The 19121-nt window shown below is 72.6% G+C and carries 13 protein-coding genes and 1 other RNA gene; 8 read left to right on the forward strand and 6 right to left on the reverse strand.

What is annotated here, in order from left to right; translation table 11 throughout:
- The first annotated feature begins 375 nt into the window (after positions 1 to 375).
- From glmS to QOL16_RS10180, 5 genes are all read left to right on the forward strand, one after another.
- Entirely contained in the window at positions 376 to 2268 is a 1893-nt protein-coding gene (gene glmS, locus QOL16_RS10160) for a glutamine--fructose-6-phosphate transaminase (isomerizing) (protein ID WP_071249188.1), read from the forward strand.
- Between the two features lie 181 nt (positions 2269 to 2449).
- A complete protein-coding gene (locus QOL16_RS10165; RefSeq protein WP_175473073.1) occupies positions 2450 to 3163 on the forward strand; it encodes a M50 family metallopeptidase in 714 nt (237 codons plus the stop codon).
- A 30-nt stretch (positions 3164 to 3193) separates the two neighbouring features.
- Positions 3194 to 3763 (forward strand): NUDIX hydrolase, encoded by a 570-nt coding sequence (locus QOL16_RS10170; RefSeq protein WP_071249182.1) that lies wholly within the window; start codon positions 3194 to 3196, stop codon positions 3761 to 3763.
- A gap of 78 nt (positions 3764 to 3841) precedes the next feature.
- Positions 3842 to 5326: an O-acetylhomoserine aminocarboxypropyltransferase/cysteine synthase family protein gene (locus tag QOL16_RS10175; RefSeq protein ID WP_083394987.1), complete on the forward strand. Its 1485-nt coding sequence runs from the start codon at positions 3842 to 3844 to the stop codon at positions 5324 to 5326.
- A 2-nt stretch (positions 5327 to 5328) separates the two neighbouring features.
- On the forward strand, positions 5329 to 6633 hold the full coding sequence (locus QOL16_RS10180; protein WP_071284030.1) for an LLM class flavin-dependent oxidoreductase: 1305 nt from the start codon (positions 5329 to 5331) through the stop codon (positions 6631 to 6633).
- 107 nt (positions 6634 to 6740) lie between these two features.
- Here QOL16_RS10180 and ssrA read toward each other — a convergent pair.
- The 6 genes from ssrA to QOL16_RS10210 all read right to left on the reverse strand — a co-directional run bounded on the left by ssrA (position 6741) and on the right by QOL16_RS10210 (position 12129).
- Positions 6741 to 7118: a transfer-messenger RNA gene (gene ssrA / locus QOL16_RS10185) on the reverse strand.
- 153 nt (positions 7119 to 7271) lie between these two features.
- Complete coding sequence (smpB, locus tag QOL16_RS10190) at positions 7272 to 7748, reverse strand: SsrA-binding protein SmpB (RefSeq protein WP_065962122.1); 477 nt, start codon at positions 7746 to 7748, stop codon at positions 7272 to 7274.
- A 173-nt stretch (positions 7749 to 7921) separates the two neighbouring features.
- Complete coding sequence (ftsX, locus tag QOL16_RS10195) at positions 7922 to 8836, reverse strand: permease-like cell division protein FtsX (protein WP_071284033.1); 915 nt, start codon at positions 8834 to 8836, stop codon at positions 7922 to 7924.
- Entirely contained in the window at positions 8833 to 9591 is a 759-nt protein-coding gene (gene ftsE / locus QOL16_RS10200; RefSeq protein ID WP_065962119.1) for a cell division ATP-binding protein FtsE, read from the reverse strand. Before ftsE ends, ftsX begins: the two co-directional genes overlap by 4 nt.
- Positions 9592 to 9663: 72 nt before the next feature.
- Positions 9664 to 10773: a peptide chain release factor 2 gene (prfB, locus tag QOL16_RS10205; RefSeq protein ID WP_065962117.1), complete on the reverse strand. Its 1110-nt coding sequence runs from the start codon at positions 10771 to 10773 to the stop codon at positions 9664 to 9666.
- A gap of 144 nt (positions 10774 to 10917) precedes the next feature.
- Positions 10918 to 12129, reverse strand: a complete 1212-nt coding sequence (locus QOL16_RS10210) for a cysteine desulfurase family protein (RefSeq protein ID WP_071284037.1) — start codon at positions 12127 to 12129, stop codon at positions 10918 to 10920.
- Between the two features lie 59 nt (positions 12130 to 12188).
- On the opposite strand from QOL16_RS10210, the gene QOL16_RS10215 reads away from it, so the two are divergent.
- The 3 genes from QOL16_RS10215 (at position 12189) to glgB (ending at position 19084) form a co-directional block, all read left to right on the forward strand.
- Entirely contained in the window at positions 12189 to 14270 is a 2082-nt protein-coding gene (locus tag QOL16_RS10215; protein WP_071284039.1) for a glycogen-debranching protein, read from the forward strand.
- A 231-nt stretch (positions 14271 to 14501) separates the two neighbouring features.
- Positions 14502 to 16502: an alpha-1,4-glucan--maltose-1-phosphate maltosyltransferase gene (locus tag QOL16_RS10220; protein WP_175473074.1), complete on the forward strand. Its 2001-nt coding sequence runs from the start codon at positions 14502 to 14504 to the stop codon at positions 16500 to 16502.
- On the forward strand, positions 16499 to 19084 hold the full coding sequence (gene glgB, locus QOL16_RS10225; RefSeq protein ID WP_254780223.1) for a 1,4-alpha-glucan branching protein GlgB: 2586 nt from the start codon (positions 16499 to 16501) through the stop codon (positions 19082 to 19084). Before QOL16_RS10220 ends, glgB begins: the two co-directional genes overlap by 4 nt.
- Positions 19085 to 19121 lie beyond the last annotated feature (37 nt).

The following is a 19121-nucleotide window of genomic DNA, read 5'->3' on the forward strand; positions in this document are numbered from 1 at the left end:
CCAGCTGGTACCGGGCCTCCCGTTCCGTCGTCCCGCCCCGTCGACGACGTGGGTCGCCTTGCGGGAGTCCGCACCGGGTCCTGCCCGGTCGCACCGCGAGCGCGGTGAACCGCAAGAGGCGGTGGTCGCCGTTGTCAGGGCCGTGCCCTCCGCGGGACGCTTCTGGTGCACCGACCGCCGTGCCCTCCCCCGAGGGCAGGCCCGCGTACCCCGTCCGGTACCCGAACCGTCGACCCGCGGACCCGTCGTCCGTCCTCGCCTGATCCGAGGACGGGCCCGGACCGCCCGACGGTCCCGGACGCGCGGCCGACCCGGCGGCGGTCGGTGCCGACCTCCGGCTCCACCAGGAGTCCCCTCCCTGCGAACGGACCCCAGATGTGCGGCATCATCGCGGTGCGCGTCACCGACGACGCGACGCCCTTCCTGCTCGACGGCCTCGAGCGGCTGGACCACCGCGGGCACGACTCGGTCGGTGTCGCGGTGCGGACCGCGTCGGGACGGATCGCGACGACGCGGACCCTGACCCGTGTCGGTGACCTGCGGACGCGGCTGGCCGGTCGGTCGGGCACCGTGCCGGCCTCCGACGCGTCGACCGGCGTCGGGATCGGGCACGTGCGGCGGGCGACGCACGGGCCGGTGCGCGAGGCGGACGCGCACCCGCACGCCGACTGCACCGGCCGGGTCAGCATCGTGCACGACGGCGTCGTCGACAACGCCCGGCGGCTGCGCACCGTGCTCGAGCGACAGGGGCACGTCTTCACCTCGGACGTCGACTCCGAGGTCATCGCCCACCTCGTCGAGCGAGCCCTCGTCGTGGACCCGGACCTCATGCTCGCCGTGCAGCTCGCCACCGCCCAGCTCGAGGGGTCGTGGGCGCTCGTCGTGCTGGACGCCCGGGACGGCCGGATGGTCGCGGCGGCGAACGGGTCGCCGCTCGTCGTGGGGCGGTCCGACCGCGGCGACTTCGCGGCGAGCGACGTCGGTGCGATCGCCGCCTGGTGCGAGACCTTCGTCCCGCTGCGCGACGGGGACGTGGTCGAGCTCGGCGAGGCGTGGGCGTGGTCCTCCGAGGGGATCGCCGTCCCGGTGCCGTTCCCGACGCCGTCCCCGTTCGCCGCCGTCACGCCGGACCGCGGCCACCACCCCGACCACATGGCGAAGGAGATCGCCGAGCAGCCCGCCGTCGCCCGCGACCTGCTCGCCCGCCTCCGGCACCGCACGGTCGACGGCAGCACCTGGGCCGGTCTCGGGCTGCCGGCCTTCCGGCGACTGGCGGTCGTCGCGTGCGGGACGTCCCTGCACGCCGGGCAGGTGGTCGCGGGCACGATCCGCACGCTCGGCGGGGTCCCGACCGACGTCGTCGTCGCGAGCGAGGCCGAGCAGGTGGTCCTCGGGCACGGCACCCTGGTCCTCGCGATCGACGGGTCGGGTGAGACCGCCGACGTCCTGCGGGCCCTCGACCAACTCGACCCGCGGCACCCGGTCCTCGCGCTCACGGACGACGTGCACTCGTCCCTCGCCCGCCGCGCCGACGCCGTGCTCGACTGCCACACCGGGCCCGAGGTCGGCGTCGTCGCGACGAAGCGCTTCACCGCGCAGGTCGTGGTCGGCGTGACGACCGTGCTGTCCGCGCTGGTGGCCTCCGGACGCCTCGACACGGCCCGGGCGACCGCACTCGTCGAGGACCTCGCGGAGCTGCCCGACCGGATGAGCGCGGCCGCCGCCGTGGCCGCCGAGCGGATCCCGCTGCTCGCCGCCACCGTGCGGGACGCCCCGGGGTTCCTGCTCACCGGACGCGGCCCCGGCCTCCCGTACGCCGCCGAGGGCGCCCTGAAGCTCACCCAGCTGAGCGGCCGGTGGGCGGAGGCGCACCCGGCCGGCGACCTGCAGCACGGCCTGCTCGCACGCGTCGACGAGGGCACCCCGGTGCTGGTCGTCGACCACGGCGACCGACGCCTGCAGACCGCCGTCGCCCACGTGCGGGCGCACGGCGGGTTCGTCGTGACGATCGGCGGCGAGGACTCGGACGTCCCCGTCCTGTCCGCTCCGGGTGGTCTCACGACGACGGGACCGGCACGCCCGGGCGGGACGACCGGCCTGGCGTGGGGCCGCGACCTCGCGCCGTGGGGTCCGGTCGAGGCGGTCGTGCCGCTCCAGATGCTCGCCCGGGAGCTCGCGCTGCAGCACGGGTTCGAGGTCGACAAGCCGCGTCACGCGGCGGGGTCGGTGACGGTCCGATGGCCCGGCACAGCAACACCAACCGGGTGACGGTGGTCGTCGCCGTGACGACCGGGCTCGTCGTCGTCGCGACGCTCGTGCTCGTGGTCGTCTCGACGCTGTCCGGGGCCTGACCGGACCGGGACCCGGAGCGGCCGCTCCGGTCCGCGCGGCGTCACGCTCGTCACGACCCGTCCAGCGCCGTCATCGGCAGGCCTGCCATCCTGGTGCCTTGACCTCCGCCACGCCCTCCCTCGTGTTCATCGCCGTCCTCGTCGGCGCAGTCCTGCCGTTCGTGCCGTTCGTCGGCCGGGTCGCCCGGATCGCGGCCACCATCGCCCACGAGGTCGGACACTGCGTCGTCGTCGTGCCGTTCGGCGGCCGCATCGACCGGATCGACCTGCACGCCGACGGCTCGGGTGAGGCCTGGGTCCGGCTCGGCCGGGTGCCCGGTGCCGTCCGGTGGCTCGTCCGCGTCCTGAACCTGTTCGCCGGCTACAGCGCACCGGTGTGGGCCGGCGTGCTGCTGCTCACCGGGGTCCTCGACGGGTCGCGGTGGCTGCCCGTGGCGGTGCTCGCCGTGATCGGGCTCGTGGCGCTCGCCTTCGTCCGCAACTGGTTCGGCCTGCTCGTCGTCGTCGGGTTCGACGCGCTCGCGCTCTGGGTGGCACTGCGCCCGTCCGAGGCCACCGTGCTCGTCGTCGCCGCCGTCGGGGCGCTCTTCGTCGTCGACGGTCTGCGCTCGGTCGTGCAGGTGGCGCGCTGGCTGCTGACCGGGGCCCGGGTGCAGACGGACTTCCACATCGCCGCCGCCGAGATGCGGGTGCCCGCGGTGGGCTGGTTCGTGCTGTTCCTGGCGGGGAACGCGCTGGCGGTGTGGCTCGCCCGGGAACCCCTGCTCGCGGTGTGGGACACGATCGCGGCCGGGGTGCGGGCGCTGGTCTGACCCGGCCCGCAGAGCGAGCAGGATGGGACCGTGCACGTCGACGTCGTCCTCACCGCCCTCGGGTCCAGCCACCATCCGCTCGCCGCGGACTTCGCCGACTTCGTGCGGACCCACGGCGACACGGCCCTCCGGCGTGACGGGCGGCCGGAGCACCTGACCGCGTCCTGCTTCGTGCTCTCCCCCGACCACCGGCAGGTCCTGCTCTGCCTGCACCGCAAGGGCGGGTTCTGGGTGCAGTTCGGCGGGCACCTCGAGCCGGACGACGTCGACCTCGCCGCAGCCGCCCGCCGCGAGACCCGCGAGGAGTCCGGGATCGCCGACCTCGAGCTGGTGGACACGGGCATCGCCGACCTCGACCGGCACGCGCTGCACGACGGGTTCGCCTGCGCGGCGCACCGTGACGTCGGGTTCGTGGCCGAGGTGGATCCGGCCGCCGCGACCGTCGTGAGCGACGAGAGCGACGACGTGCGCTGGTTCGCGGTCGACGCACTGCCGTCGCCGCTCGCCGACGGGTTCGCGGCGCGGCTCGCCGCCGTCCTCGCCGACCACACCGGCGACCGCGACCGCCTCGCCGGGCACCACGCCGCCCCGGCCACGTAACCGGAGGTCGCAGACACCCCGCCGCGCACGACGGCCTGCGAGAGTACCGGGACCACCACCAGCTCACGGAGGGACCCCATGGCGCACGAGCACGGCTTCGCCACCGAACAGGTGCACGGCGGCTTCCTGCCCGACACCGCACACGGCGCACGGGTCCCCGCGATCCACATGTCGTCCGGGTTCCTGTTCGACGACTTCGAGCAGGCTCGGGACCGCTTCGCGGGCACGGACGACGGCTACACCTACACCCGCCTCGGCAACCCCACGAACGCCGACGTCGAGCGCCGCGTGGCCCTGCTCGAGGGCTGTCCCGAGGCGATCCTGGTCGGCAGCGGGCAGGCCGCCGCGACGATCGCGTTCCTCGGTGTCCTCCAGGCCGGCGACCACGTCGTCAGCGCCCGCAGCATCTACGAGGGCACCAAGGGGCTGCTCGTCCAGAACCTCGGCCGGCTCGGCATCGACGTCGACTTCGTGTCGGACCAGCGCGACCTCGACGAGTGGTCCCGGCTCGTCCGACCGAACACGAAGGCGTTCTTCGCCGAGACGATCCCGAACCCGAAGAACGACGTCCTCGACGTGACCGGCGTCGCGGACACCGCGCACCGCGCCGGCGTCCCGCTCATCGTCGACAACACGCTCGCGACCCCGTACCTCGTCCGCCCGGTCGAGCACGGCGCCGACATCGTGGTGCACTCGGCGTCGAAGTTCCTGTCCGGCCACGGCGCCGGGCTCGGCGGCCTGGTCGTCGACGGCGGCCGGTTCGACTGGGGCGCCGAGCCCGGCCGCTTCCCGCACCTCACGCAGCCGGAGCCGTCGCTCGGCGGGCAGAGCTACGTCGAGCGGTACGGCCGGCGCGCGTTCGTGGTCTTCGCCCGCGACGTCGTCGCCGCCCGCATCGGGGCATCGCCCTCCCCCTTCAACGCCTTCCTGCTCCGCCAGGGCATCGAGACGCTCAGCCTGCGCGTCGAACGGCACAGCGCGAACGCGCTGGCCGTCGCGTCCTTCCTGGAGGCACAGCCGGAGGTGACGAGCGTCGACCACGCGGGTCTCGCCTCCAGTCCGTACCACGACCTCGCCCAGCGCTACCTGCCCCGCGGAGCCGGCTCCGTCTTCGCCTTCACGCTCGCCGGCGGCGAGCCGGCGGCACGCGCCTTCACCGACGCCGTGCAGCTCATCAGCCGGATGACCCACCTCGGCGACGTGCGCACGCTCGTCCTGCACCCCGCGACCACCACGCACGCGGGCCGCACCGCGGCCGAGCGCGCGGACATGGGCATCGACGACGGCCTGCTCCGGCTGTCGGTCGGCATCGAGGACGTCGCCGACATCATCCGCGACGTCGAGCGCGGGCTCGCCGCGGTGCGCGCACTCGGTCAGGGCGCCGCGTCCGGCGGGGCCGTCACGTCGGCCGCCGGCGACGGCCGGGAGGCGCGCCCCGCGTCCGGCGGGGCCGTCACGTCGGTCCCGCGCGACGGCCGGGAGGCGCGTCCCGCCTCCGTGCCGGACGTCGCGGCGCTCGCGCACACCGTCCCGCAGGCGCACGTCCTGTCCGAGGACCTCTGACGATGGGCGCACTGCAGCACGTCGGGTACTTCTTCTCGCGCGGGTTCGGCCCGCAGGCATGGGGTCGTGCGGACTGGGACTGGGGCCACGACTGGACGAAGCCCGACCTCTACCAGCAGTCCGTGCGCGCGCTGGAGCAGGCCGGCCTCGACCTCGTCATCGCCGAGGACGCGATCTCGCTCGGCAACCCGGCGACCCTGGACCTGCGGATCCGCCAGGCGTACGGCGGCCCGAAGCACGACCCGCTCCTGCTCGCGCCGTACCTGTTCGCGGCGACGTCGCACATCGGGATCGTGCCGACCGTGAACGCGGGCATCACGCCGCCGTACCTGGCCGCCCGGCAGGCCGCCACGCTCGCGCACCTGTCCTCCGACCGGTTCGGACTGAACGTCGTCACCGACACCGGCAGCGCCCGGCACGTCGGCGCCGCCCCGCTGCCGCACGACGCCGCGTACGACCGCGCCGAGGAGTGGATCACCCTGCTGCGTCGGCTGTGGCACTCGTGGGGCGACGGGTACGTCGGGGACCGCTCCTCCTGGCACTTCGCGGACGGGGACGCACTCGACGCGTTCCACCACGAGGGCGCGTACTTCACCGCCGACGGCCCGCTGAACGCGCTGCCGCTCGAGCGCGACCCCGTCGTGGTCTCCCCCGGCGGCTCGGGACGTGGACTCGGCTTCGCGGGCACGCACTCCGACGTGCAGCTCGCGCTCGCACCGCTGACGTCCGCTGCGGTCCGGGACTACCGGGCGCGTGTGCACGCCGCCGCGACCGAGGCCGGACGCCGTCCGGAGGACGTCCGGGTGCTGTTCGTCCTCAAGCCCGTCGTGGTGTCCTCGCCCGAGGAGGCCGACCGGCTCGTCGCCGTGTCCGCGCACCCGTCGGACGCCGAGCTCCGTGCGGCGGCGGTGGCCTGGTCGAGCGACTCCGAGACCGACCTGCTCGCGCTCGACCTCGACGCACCGATCCCGGACGGCACCTTCGGCGAGCACGTCTCCGCCGGCACGATCCGCGGGCTCCTCGGTGACACCCCGGACGCACCCCTGCGCGAGCTGCTCACGCGGAAGGCCCGGCTGGGGCGGATCAGCACGCGCGAGGGCTTCGTCGGGACCGCCGAGGAGTTCGCCGACTTCGTCGAGGGGCTCGGTACCGACGCCGACAACGACGGCGTGATCCTGTCGGGCGACCTGCACCCGGCACAGGTGTACCGGATGACGGGCGACCTCGTCCCCGCGCTCCGGCGCCGCGGCGTCCTGCGCAGCGAGTACGGCGACGGCGGGCTCCGGGCGAACCTGTTCGACTTCTGACGGCGCGAACGGCGAACGCCCCGGTGCCGTCCGTGGGGACGACGCCGGGGCGTTCGGTGGTGCCGGGCGACGGCAACAGCGTGACAGCGGATCGGACGGTCGGCAGGTGGTGGAGATGGGGGGAATCGAACCCCCGTCCATCGCTGCAGTTCGACGTCTTCTACGGGCGTATCCGGATGATGCGTTCTGCTCGGCCCCGTCCTTTGCTACCGGCTTCTAGGACGACGGGCCCAGTCTCAGTGCAAGTCCCACACGGCCCTGAGGCGCAACCGTGCAGCAAGTCCTCTGGATGACGCCGGAACTCAGGTTAGAAGACGATCACCTGGCCGACGGACTTCATGTGCTGGGCTGCTTACGCAGCGAGAGCGAAGTCAGTGCGCTTGGAATTGGCACTTGTTGTTTTCCACGGATCGTTCACGAGATGACCGTGGGTCCTCGGCCCGCTTCCCGTCGGCGCACAGGCAATGTCGAAACCGATCATCCCCGTACAGGCCGAACCGAGCGAGCCGCTGTCACGCTGTTGAGTTGCCAACGCTCCCGGAGGAGCGGTGCTCCCGGAGGAGCGGTGCTCCCGGAGGAGCGGTGCTCCCGGAGGAGCAGTCCCTCAGTCTAGACGACCGAGGGGTGGATTGTCACGGTCAGTCGCCGAGCCGGTTGCGCGAGCGCATCGCCCGCTCGGCCTCGCGCTTGTCGGTCTTCTCGCGCAGGGTCTGGCGCTTGTCGAACTCGCGCTTGCCCTTCGCGACCGCGATCTCGACCTTGGCGCGTCCGTCGTGGAAGTAGATCTGCAGCGGCACGAGCGTGTAGCCACCCTGTGCCGTCTTGTGCGAGATCTTCACGATCTGCTGCTTGTGCAGCAGGAGCTTCCGCTTGCGCCGGGGTGCGTGGTTGTTCCAGGTGCCCTCGGTGTACTCGGGGATGTGCACGGCGTCGAGCCACGCCTCGCCCTTGTCGATGAACGCGTAGCCGTCGACGAGCGAGGCACGACCCTCACGCAGGGACTTCACCTCGGTGCCGGACAGCACCATGCCCGCCTCGTACGTGTCCTCGATGAGGTAGTCGTGGCGCGCGCGACGATTGGTCGCCACGATCTTCTCGCCGCGTTCCTTCGCCATGGTGGTTCCCTCCGAACGGTCGCTGCCGGGGTGTCCCGACGGCACGACCGGTGCCGTGCTCTGCTCGCTGCCGGTGTGCAGCCCTACAGCCTAGTGAACACGAACGGGGCCGCGCACCTTCCTGGGCGTGTCCGCCCTGGCGCGTCGGCCCCGTCCGGGTGTCCGCAGGAGGATCAGACGCGCAGGTACCGTCGGATCGCGATGGACGCTGAGACCCCGGCGAGCAGGACACCGATGACGATGACCGCCGGGACGACCACGGCCGCATCGCTCATGCCGATGAACGCCGTCCCGGAGAACCGTCGCGCAAGGTAGTTCCGGACGAAGAACCAGACGACCGCGGTGATCGCACCACCGGCGAGGACCGCCCCGATGGCCGCGGCGATCACCCCCTCGAGCACGAACGGTGTCTGGATGAACCGGTTCGACGCGCCGACCAGTCGCATGATCCCGAGTTCGCGGCGTCGACTGAACGCCGACAGCCGGATCGTCGTCGCGATGAGCAGCACCGCGGCGACGAGCATGAGCGAGGCGATGCCGATCGCGGTGTACGACGAGGCGTTGAGCAGGTTGAAGATCGGCTGCAGGTAGCCCCGCTGGTCGACCACGCTCTGCACGCCGGCGACCTTCGACAGGCTCTCGACGAGGACGTCGGACTGCGACGGGTTCTTCAGGTTCACCCAGAAGGTCTCGTTGAGGTACTCCGGCTTGACGAACTCCGTGGCGGGCGAGTCCTTGAACTGCTGCTTGAACCGGGTGAACGCCTGGTCCTGGTCCTCGTAGTAGGTCTTCTCGATGTATGGCTTGAGCGTCGACGAGTCGAGCTGTGCCTGCACCTGTTCGCGCTGGTCGTCGGTCGCCTTGGCGCCCGTGCAGTTGCCCGTGGTGTCGGTGTCGGTGCAGAGGTAGACCGCCACCTGGGCCCGGTCGTACCAGTAGCCCTTCATCTGGTTGATCTGCATCTGCAGCAGGATCGCGGTGCCGACGAAGGTCAGTGAGATGAAGGTCACGAGGACGACCGACACGACCATCGACGCGTTGCGCCGCAGGCCCGAGCCGACCTCGGACATGACGAGCCCGAGCCTCATCGGATGAGTCCCGGGATCGTCTGGATGCCCGTGGTGTTCGACACCGCGGCGCTGCGCTGGACCGGGACCGCCTGGGTCTGGTACCCGCCCGACTGCTCGTCGCGCAGCACCGTGCCGTTCGACAGCTCGATGACCCGTCGCTGCATCTGGTTCACGATGCTGGCGTCGTGCGTCGCCATGAGCACGGTGGTGCCTCCCTGGTTGATGCGTTCGAGGAGCGCCATGATCCCGGCCGACGTGGTCGGGTCGAGGTTGCCGGTGGGCTCGTCGGCGAGCAGGACCGCCGGCTTGTTGACGACGGCGCGCGCGATCGCCACGCGCTGCTGCTCACCACCGGACAGCTCGTGCGGCATGCGCGTCGCCTTGCCGGCCAGGCCGACGAGCTTGAGCACGTCCGTCACGGCCTCGCTGATGAAGCCCTTGCTCTTGCCGATCACCTGCAGCGAGAACGCGACGTTGTCGAAGACGTTCTTGTTCGGCAGGAGACGGAAGTCCTGGAAGACGACGCCGAGGTTGCGCCGGAAGTACGGGACCTTGCGCGACGACAGGGCACCGAGCCGCTGGCCGAGCACGTGGATCTGCCCGCGCGAGGGCTTCTCCTCCTTGAGCACGAGGCGCAGGAAGCTGGACTTGCCGGAACCGGACGCGCCCACGAGGAAGACGAACTCCCCCTTGAGGATCTCGAGGGAGACGTCGTCGAGCGCCGGACTCGGGTTGCCCGAGTAGACCTTGGTGACCTGGTCGAATTTGATCATGACCGGATCAGGGTAGGTCGGCCGGACCGGAAGTCAACCGAGGCGCGCGGCTCAGCTCCCCCACGAGGACGCTCAGGAATCGCCGCCCTGCTTGCGCCAGCGGATGCCCGCGTTGATGAAGCCGTCGAGGTCGCCGTCGAAGACCGCGGACGGGTTGTTGACCTCGTGCTCGCTCCGGAGGTCCTTGACCATCTGGTACGGCGCCAGCACGTAGGAGCGGATCTGGTCGCCCCAGCTCGCCGTGATGTTGCCGGCGAGCTCCTTCTTCTTCGCGTTCTCCTCCTCCTTCTTCAGGAGCAGCAGGCGCGACTGCAGGACCCGCATGGCCGCGGCGCGGTTCTGGATCTGCGACTTCTCGTTCTGCATCGAGACGACGGTGCCGGTCGGGATGTGGGTCAGGCGGACCGCGGAGTCGGTCGTGTTGACCGACTGCCCACCGGGGCCGGAGGACCGGAAGACGTCGACCCGGATGTCGTTCTCGGGGATGTCGATGACCTCGGTCTCGGGCATGAGCGGGATGACCTCGACCGCGGCGAACGACGTCTGGCGCTTGCCGGCCGCGCCGAACGGCGACATCCGCACGAGGCGGTGCGTGCCGGCCTCGACGGACAGGGTGCCGAAGGCGTGCGGCGCGTCGACCTCGAACGTGGCCGACTTGATCCCGGCTTCCTCGGCGTAGGAGGTGTCCATCACGGTGGTCTTGTAGCCGTGCTGCTCGGCGTACCGGAGGTACATGCGCAGGAGCATCTCGGCGAAGTCGGCGGCGTCGACACCACCCGCCCCGGCACGGATCGTGATGACCGCCGGACGGTCGTCGTACTCGCCGTCGAGGAGCGTCTGCACCTCGAGGTCGCCCATGGTCTTCTGGATCGCCTTGAGCTCGGCCTGGGCCTCGACCGCGGACTCCTCGTCGTCGGCCTCGTTCGCCATCTCGACCAGGACCTCGAGGTCGTCGATGCGCTGCTCGGTGTCGGTGATCTTGCGGAGTGCTGCCTGACGGTGGGACAGCGCACTCGTCACCTGCTGCGCGTGCTCGACGTCGTCCCACAGGTCGGGGGCGCCCGCCTGCTCGCTGAGTTCGGCGATCTCCTGCTGCAGGCGGTCGACGTCGACCACCGAGCGGATGTTGCCGAACGTCTCGCGGAGGGAGGAGAGCTGCTCGGAGAAGTCCAGTTCGACCATGGTGCCCGATCCTACCGGTGCGCACCGGCCCGGAGGCCCGCCCCACCTCCGCCTGTGGACTGGCGCCCGCCCCGCGGCGGCTGTGGAGGACGGAGGCCGCCTCCCGAGCGTGCGCGGCCGAGCAGCCGCGCACGGCGCGGCGGATCAGCGGCCGAGGAGCGGCGCGCGCGACGCCATCCCGGCAGCACCGGCCCGCGCGACCGCGTCCGGCAGCGCCGCGAGGAACGCGTCGACGTCGGCCTCGGTCGAGGTGTGCCCGAGCGTGATCCGCAGTGCCCCGCGCGCGTCCTGCTCGTCGAGGCCCATCGCGAGGAGCACGTGCGACGCCTCGGGCACGCCGGCCTGGCAGGCGGACCCGGTGGACACGGCGACCCCGGCGGCGTCGAGGAGGAACAGCAGCGAGTCGCCCTCGCACCCGGGGAACGTGAAGTGCGCGTTGCCCGGCAGCCGGTCCACCGGGTCGCCCATGAGCACCGCCGAGGGCACCGCAGCCACCACCCCGGCGACGAGTCGGTCCCGCAGCGCGGTGACGTCGGCGTGCGGGGTCCCCGCCGCCACGCCGAACGCGGCGGCCGACGGCGCGTCCTGCGTCCCGCTGCGCACCTGGCGCTGCTGGCCACCGCCGTGGATGAGCGGTTCGACGGTCGAGCCGCGGCCGAGCACGAGCGCTCCGATGCCGACCGGTCCCCCGACCTTGTGCGCGGAGACGCTCAGCGCGTCGAGGCCGGACGCGCGGAACGACAGCGGGACCTGCCCGTAGGCGGCGACCGCGTCGCTGTGCACGGGCACGCCGGCGGCGTGCGCGAGCGCGACGATCCGGTCCACCGGCTGCAGGGTGCCCACCTCGTTGTTCGCCCACAGGAACGTGACCAGCGCGACGTCGTCGGCGGCGGCGAGTCGCGCCTCCAGGCCGGCGAGGTCGACGCGACCCTGCGCGTCCAACGGGACCACGTCGACGACCGCGCCCTCGTGTCGCTCGAGCCACTCGACGGTGTCCACCGTCGCGTGGTGCTCGCCGGCGGGGACGACGATGCGCGGGCGGGGGCGGTCCTGCTGACGTGCCCAGTACATGCCCTTGACGGCGAGGTTGATGCTCTCGGTGCCGCCGGAGGTGAAGACGACCTCGACCGGCTCGGCGTCGAGCGAGCGGGCGACGGCCGCGCGGCCGTCCTCGAGCAGCATCTTCGCGCGCTGGCCCGCGCTGTGGATCGACGACGGGTTGCCGACGGTGCCGAGCGCGGCCGTGAAGGCGGCGAGCGCCTCGGGCAGCATCGGCGTGGTCGCGGCGTGGTCGAGGTAGACCGGCGCGCGGCCTGGCCGGTCTGGCCGGTCGGGCCGGTCGTTCTTCTCGGGCATCGGGCACCCCCTGGTCGAGCGGTTCCAGGATACCCGCGCGGCCTCGTACCCTGGGTGCCGTGCACGAGACCGCGACCGACGAGACCCCCGGCTTCCGCCTCGGCGACGACGGACCGCGGTTCTCGGTCCGGTCCGCCTCGGCGGCCTCCGTCACCCTCGTGGTGCAGCGCACCGGTGGTGCGGAGCCGGTGCGCTTCGCGCTCGAGCGCGCCGGCGGCAGCGACCGGTGGTCCGCCCCGACGCCCGGCGTGGTGCCGGGCGACCGCTACCACCTGCTGGCGGACGGCCCGACCGCCCCGCGGCACGACTTCGACCCGCACCGGCCGCTGCTCGACCCGTACGCGCGCGGCATCGTCCCGGTGGACCCGACCGACGGGGTCGGCGGCACCGGGCGGCACGCGGCGACCGGACAGCGCTGGACGTCCGAGGTCGTCGACGACGCCTTCGACTGGGGCGGCGTCGTCAAGCCGGTCGTGCCGCTCGACCGGGTCGTCGTGTACGAGGCGAACGTGCGCACCCTCACCGCCGCGAACCCGCACGTCCCCGAACACCTGCGCGGGACCTACGCCGGGGTCGCGCACCCGAGCACGATCGCGCACCTGCACCGCATCGGCGTGACGACCCTCGAGCTGCTCCCCGTGCACGCCTTCGACACCGAGGGGTGGCTCCGTGCCGCCGGCCGCGAGAACGCCTGGGGCTACAACTCGCTCGGCTTCTTCGCCCCGCACGCCGCCCACGCCTCCGCCGACGCCCGGGCGGCCGGCGCCTCGGCGGTCCTGCGCGAGTTCAAGGGCATGGTCCGGCTGCTCCACGAGGCCGGGATCCAGGTCGTGCTCGACGTCGTCTACAACCACACCGCCGAGGAGGGCGTCGGCGGTCCGACCACGTCGCTCCGCGGGATCGACGGTCCGCGCCACTACCGGTGGACCGAGGACGGCAGCAGCCACCACGACACGACGGGCTGCGGCAACACGCTCGACACCTCGGTGGGCGCGACCGCCGACCTCGTGGTCGACAGCCTGCGGTACTGGGCGCGCGAGGTGCAGGTCGACGGCTTCCGCTTCGACCTGATGGCGGCGCTCGCCCGTGACGCGCAGCACGTCTTCGACGCGGACCACCCGCTGCTCGAACGGATCCGGCGGCACCCCGACCTGCAGGACGTGCTCGTCGTCGCCGAGCCGTGGGACGTCGGCCCGGACGGCTGGCGCACCGGTGCGTTCGGCGCGCGGACGAGCGAGTGGAACGACGGCTTCCGTGACACGGTCCGGCAGTTCTGGTTGGGCGACATCGCCGAGGAGCGCCGCAACGGTGCCCCGCGGGCGGGCATCGGTGCGCTCGCCGGGGTGCTCACGGGGTCCCGGCACCTGTTCGGCCCGGAGCGTGGTCCGCTCGCGAGCGTCAACTTCGTCACGGCGCACGACGGCTTCACCCTGCTCGACCTGGTGTCGCACGACCGCAAGCACAACGAGGCGAACGGCGAGGACGGCCGCGACGGCTCCGACGACAACCGTTCGTTCAACCACGGGATCGAGGGCGACACCGCCGACCGTGGCGTCCGCGCCGCCCGGGGCCGCTCGATGCGGAACCTCGTGGGCACCCTCATGCTCGCCGCGGGCGTGCCGATGCTCACGGCCGGCGACGACCGCAGCCGCACCCAGCACGGCAACAACAACGCGTACGTCGTCTCCGGTGACCTGACCCCCGTCGACTGGTCGGACGACGAGGACGCCGAGTCGATGACCGAGGTCGTCGCCGCACTGGCGCGTCTGCGTGCCGCGCACCCCGCGCTCCGTCCCACGCGGTTCGGGGTCGAGGGGCAGGAGACGCCCGGCGCGACCCGGATGTCCTGGTACGGCCCCGACGGTCGTCCGATGACCCCGGAGGGCTGGGACCAACCGATCCACCGTGCGGTGCAGTACTACGCCGAGTCGACGCCCGAGCACGAGCCGTCCGACCGGGTGCTCGTCGTGGTGCACGGCAGCGGACGGACCCGGGACCTGACGCTGCCGGTGCGCGAGGACGTCCTCGGGTACCGCCTCGCCTGGTCGAGCGAGAAGCACCGCGACCACGAGCGGCTGCGGCCGGCGGGACAGGTCTTCACCGCGTACGGGCCGGGCATCCACGTGTTCGAGGTCGCGTAGGGCGCACGTCCGCCCGGCTCGGGTCGGGCATCGGGCGCCCTGGTCCGGCCTGTCGGCCGGCGGCCGCCCAGGGGGCGGACGGGAGGCCCGTGGCGGGCCCGCCACGGGCCTCCCGTCCGGCCCCGTGGTCGCGTCCGCGCGCTTCCTCCACAGGGGGCGCGGCGCGCCCGGTCGTGCACAGAGCGCGTCTTCCGGGGAACGCCGGTCCGCGAGCCGGGTAGCGTCGGCTCCGTGGCCACTGCAGACCGACCCCGCCGACCGAAGATCGGGCGCATCCCGATCACCCAGCTCGCTCCGACGACCCCGAACGGGTTCCCGTCGAAGGCCTTCGACGGCGAGGTGATCACGTTCGGCGCGACCGTCTTCCGCGAGGGCCACGGCGTGATCGGTGCCGACCTGGTCCTCGAACGACCCGACGGCGGCACCCGCACCGTCCCGATGACGCTCGTCGCCGCCGGGACCGACCGGTACGAGGCGACCGTGCAGGTCGACCACACCGGTGTGTGGACGTGGCACGTCGAGTCCTACTCCGACGACTGGGCCACCTGGCTGCACGCCGCGCGGTTGAAGATCGCCGCGGGCGTCGACACCGAGGCGACGCTGCTCGACGGCGCAGCCCTGCTCGACCGCCTCGCCGCCGAGACCGACTCGACCGCGGCCGTCCGCGCCGCCGAGCAGGTGCGCGACACCGCCCTCGAGCCGACGGAACGCCTGGCGGCCGTCGACGACGCCCGGATCACCGGCGAGGTCGAGGACAGCCCCCTCACCTCGCTCCGCACGCACTCCCCCACCCAGCTGCTCGACGTCGAGCGCACCCGTGCTGGCGTCGGCGCCTGGTACGAGTTCTTCCCCCGCAGCGAGGGCGCCCGCAAGAACGCCGACGGCTCGTGGAAGAGCGGCGACTTCCGCACCGCGGCCCGTCGCCTGCCGGCGGTCGCCCGCATGGGCTTCGACGTCGTGTACCTCCCCCCGATCCACCCGATCGGCACGACCGCGCGCAAGGGACCGAACAACACCCTGACGCCGGGACCGAACGACCCGGGCAGCCCGTGGGCGATCGGGGCGCCCGAGGGGGGCCACGACGCGATCCACCCGGACCTCGGGACCGAGGACGACTTCCGCGACTTCGTCGAGACGGCGAAGAACACCGGCATGGAGGTCGCGCTCGACTTCGCGCTGCAGTGCTCCCCCGACCACCCCTGGGTCGAGCAGCACCCGGAGTGGTTCACGGTCCGGGCCGACGGCTCCATCGCGACCGCCGAGAACCCCCCGAAGCGCTACCAGGACATCTACCCGATCCAGTTCGACTCCGACCCCGAGGGGATCGTCGCCGAGGTGCTGCGCGTGCTGCGCCACTGGATGACCTTCGGCATCCGCATCTTCCGCGTGGACAACCCGCACACCAAGCCGCTGTGGTTCTGGGAGCGGGTCATCCGCGAGGTCCGCGACGAGCACCCCGACACGGTGTTCCTCGCCGAGGCGTTCACCCGCCCGGCGATGATGCGCGCCCTGGCCGAGGTCGGGTTCCAGCAGTCCTACTCGTACTTCACCTGGCGCAACACCAAGGAGGAGATCGAGGACTACTTCGACGAGCTCAGCCACGAGACGAGCGCCTACCTGCGCCCGAACCTCTTCGTGAACACGCCGGACATCCTCACCGAGTACCTGCAGTTCGGCGGTCGGGCGGGCTACAAGGTGCGCGCGGCCCTCGCGGCCACCGGAGCGCCGACCTGGGGCATGTACTCCGGCTACGAGCTCTTCGAGGACGTCGCCCGTCCCGGCTCCGAGGAGAACATCGACAACGAGAAGTACGAGTACAAGCCGCGCGACTTCGCCCTCGCCGAGGCCGAGGGGGCGAGCCTCGCGCCCTACGTGACGATGCTCAACCGCTTCCGCCAGGCGCACCCGGCGCTGCGGCAACTGCGCAACCTGCACGTGCACAGCGCCGAGGACCCGGCGATCGTCGTCTACTCGAAGCACCTGCCCGGCGAGTTCATCCGGTCCGGCCGTGCCGACACCGTGATCGTCGTGGCGAACGTCGACCCGCACTCCGCGCGCGAGACGACCGTGCACCTCGACCTCGCCGCCCTGGGCCTGCCGACCGAGCAGGCGTTCGACGTCCGCGACGTCGTCACCGGCCAGCGTTGGGTCTGGGGTTCGTCGAACTACGTCCGCCTGGACGCCTTCCAGGAGCCCGTGCACCTGCTCGTCGTGGAAGGACCGCACCGATGACCGACCGCGACCCGAAGGGGACCGAGCCGATGGGCGACGCCCGACCGACACCCGTCCCGCCGAGCCGTGGTCAGGGGCCGAGCGTCCCGCCCGTGCCGCCGCCCCCGCCGCCCGTGCCGCACACCGCGCCGTCCGCAGCAGCGCCGTCGGGCGCTGCCAACGGGGCCGCGGGCGACGACGCGCCCCGGTACGAGCCGCGCGTCTCCGCCCCCGGTGAGGACCTGCCGGGCGCCCCGTCGACCCCTGGTGAGCGCCCCGACCGTGGCGTCGCCGAGTCCGCGACCCTCGGCGGCCGGGCGAGCGCGCCGGCGAGTGCGCCCACGCCCGACCCCGGGTCGGGCGGGTCCGCCACCACCGGACCGCAGCAGCCGTCGGGCACGCCCGCGTCGACCGCCACCTCGCCGGACGGGCCGCGGCCGGCGCCGGTCGAGGACTGGCTCCGCCAGCAGGTCGCCGAGGGCCGCTGGTCCCAGCCGCACGACGTGCTGGGCCCGCACCCGGTCGACGGCGGCACGAGCGTCCGTGTCGTCCGCCACCTGGCATCGGCCGTGCGGATCGTCCGGCCGGACGGCGACGACGTCGAACTCACGCACGAGGGCGACGGCATGTGGGCAGGTGCCACCGCCGGCACGCTCGGACGCTACCGGGTCGAGGCCGACTACGACTTCGACGAGTCCACCGACGCCGACGACGCGACGTGGACCACGGACGACGCGTACCGCTTCGCGCCGACCATCGGCGAGCTCGACCTGCACCTCTTCGGCGAGGGCCGCGACGAGCAGCTCTGGCAGCACCTCGGCGCCCACGTCCGCACCGTCGACGGTGTGGACGGTGTCGCCTTCACCGTGTGGGCACCGCGCGCGACCGCGGTCCGGGTCATCGGCGACTTCGAGGGTTGGGAGGGCCGCACCACCGCGATGCGTCGCCTGGACGACCTCGGCGTCTGGGAGCTGTTCTGGCCGGGCGCGCTCGTCGGGCAGCGCTACAAGTTCCAGATCCTCACCGACTCCGGCTGGGTCGAGCGGGCGGACCCGTTCGCCCGCCGCACCGAGGTCCCGCCGCTGACCGCGTCGGTCATCACCGCCTCCGAGTACACGTGGTCGGAGGGTGACGCCGCGTGGATGGAACGACGTGCGCAGACCACGACCCACGACGCGCCGATGAGCGTGTACGAGGTGCACCTCGGTTCGTGGCGCCCCGGGCTGTCCTACCGCGAGGTCGCCGACCAGCTCATCGGGCACGTGCAGCACCTCGGGTTCACGCACATCGAGTTCCTGCCCCTCGCCGAGCACCCGTTCGGCGGGTCGTGGGGCTACCAGGTCACCGGGTACTACGCCCCGACCGCGCGCTTCGGCACGCCGGACGACCTGCGCTACCTCATCGACCGCCTGCACTCGGCGGGCATCGGCGTCATCATGGACTGGGTGCCCGGGCACTTCCCCAAGGACGAGTGGGCACTCGCGAAGTTCGACGGGTACGCACTGTTCGAGCACCCGGACCCCCGCCGCGGCGAGCAGCTCGACTGGGGCACGTACGTGTTCGACTTCGGGCAGCCGCAGGTCCGCAACTTCCTCGTGGCGAACGCGCTGTACTGGTTCGAGGAGTTCCACATCGACGGGCTCCGCGTCGACGCCGTGGCCTCGATGCTCTACCTCGACTACTCGCGGACCGACTGGCTGCCGAACATCCACGGCGGGCGCGAGAACCTCGAGGCGATCTCGTTCCTGCAGGAGACCAACGCCACCGCCTACAAGCGCTACCCCGGCATCGTGATGATCGCCGAGGAGAGCACCTCCTGGCCCGGCGTCACCCAGCCGACGAGCGCCGGCGGCCTCGGCTTCGGGCAGAAGTGGAACATGGGGTGGATGCACGACTCGCTCCAGTACATCGAGCGTGACCCGGCCCACCGCGCGTACCACCACGACGAGATCACCTTCTCGCTCGTCTACGCGTTCAGCGAGCAGTTCACCCTGCCGATCAGCCACGACGAGGTCGTGCACGGCAAGGGTTCGCTCTACGGCAAGATGCCCGGCGACGAGTGGCAGAAGCTCGCGAACCTGCGCGCCTACCTCGCGTTCATGTGGGCGCACCCGGGCAAGCAGCTGCTGTTCATGGGCCAGGAGTTCGCCCAGCCGTCGGAGTGGTCCGAGGCGCGCGGGCTCGACTGGTGGCTCCTCGACGACCCGGGCCACCGTGGCGTCCAGGACCTCGTCGCCGCGCTGAACCGCGTGTACACGGACAGCCCGGCGCTGTGGACGCACGACTCCTCCCCCGAGGGGTTCGAGTGGATCGAGGGCGGCGACGCACCGCACTCGACGCTCGGGTTCCTGCGGAAGGACGGCGACGACCGGATCGCCGTGTTCGTGAACTTCTCGGGCGTGCCCGTCGAGCGGCGCTTCGGCCTGCCGAGCGCCGGCGAGTGGCACGAGGTCCTCAACACCGACGCCGTCGAGTACGGCGGCTCGGGTGTCGGCAACCTCGGGTCGGTCACCGCCGACGAGACGCCCTGGGCCGGCCGCCCGGCGTCGGCGCACCTGGTGGTGCCGCCGCTCGGTGCGGTCTGGTTGCGGCTGGCCGGCTGAGTCGGTCGCCCCTGGTGGGGCGAGGGCGGACGGGAGG

It is taken from the genome of Curtobacterium sp. MCBA15_004 (assembly GCF_001865055.2).
Lineage (GTDB): Bacteria > Actinomycetota > Actinomycetes > Actinomycetales > Microbacteriaceae > Curtobacterium.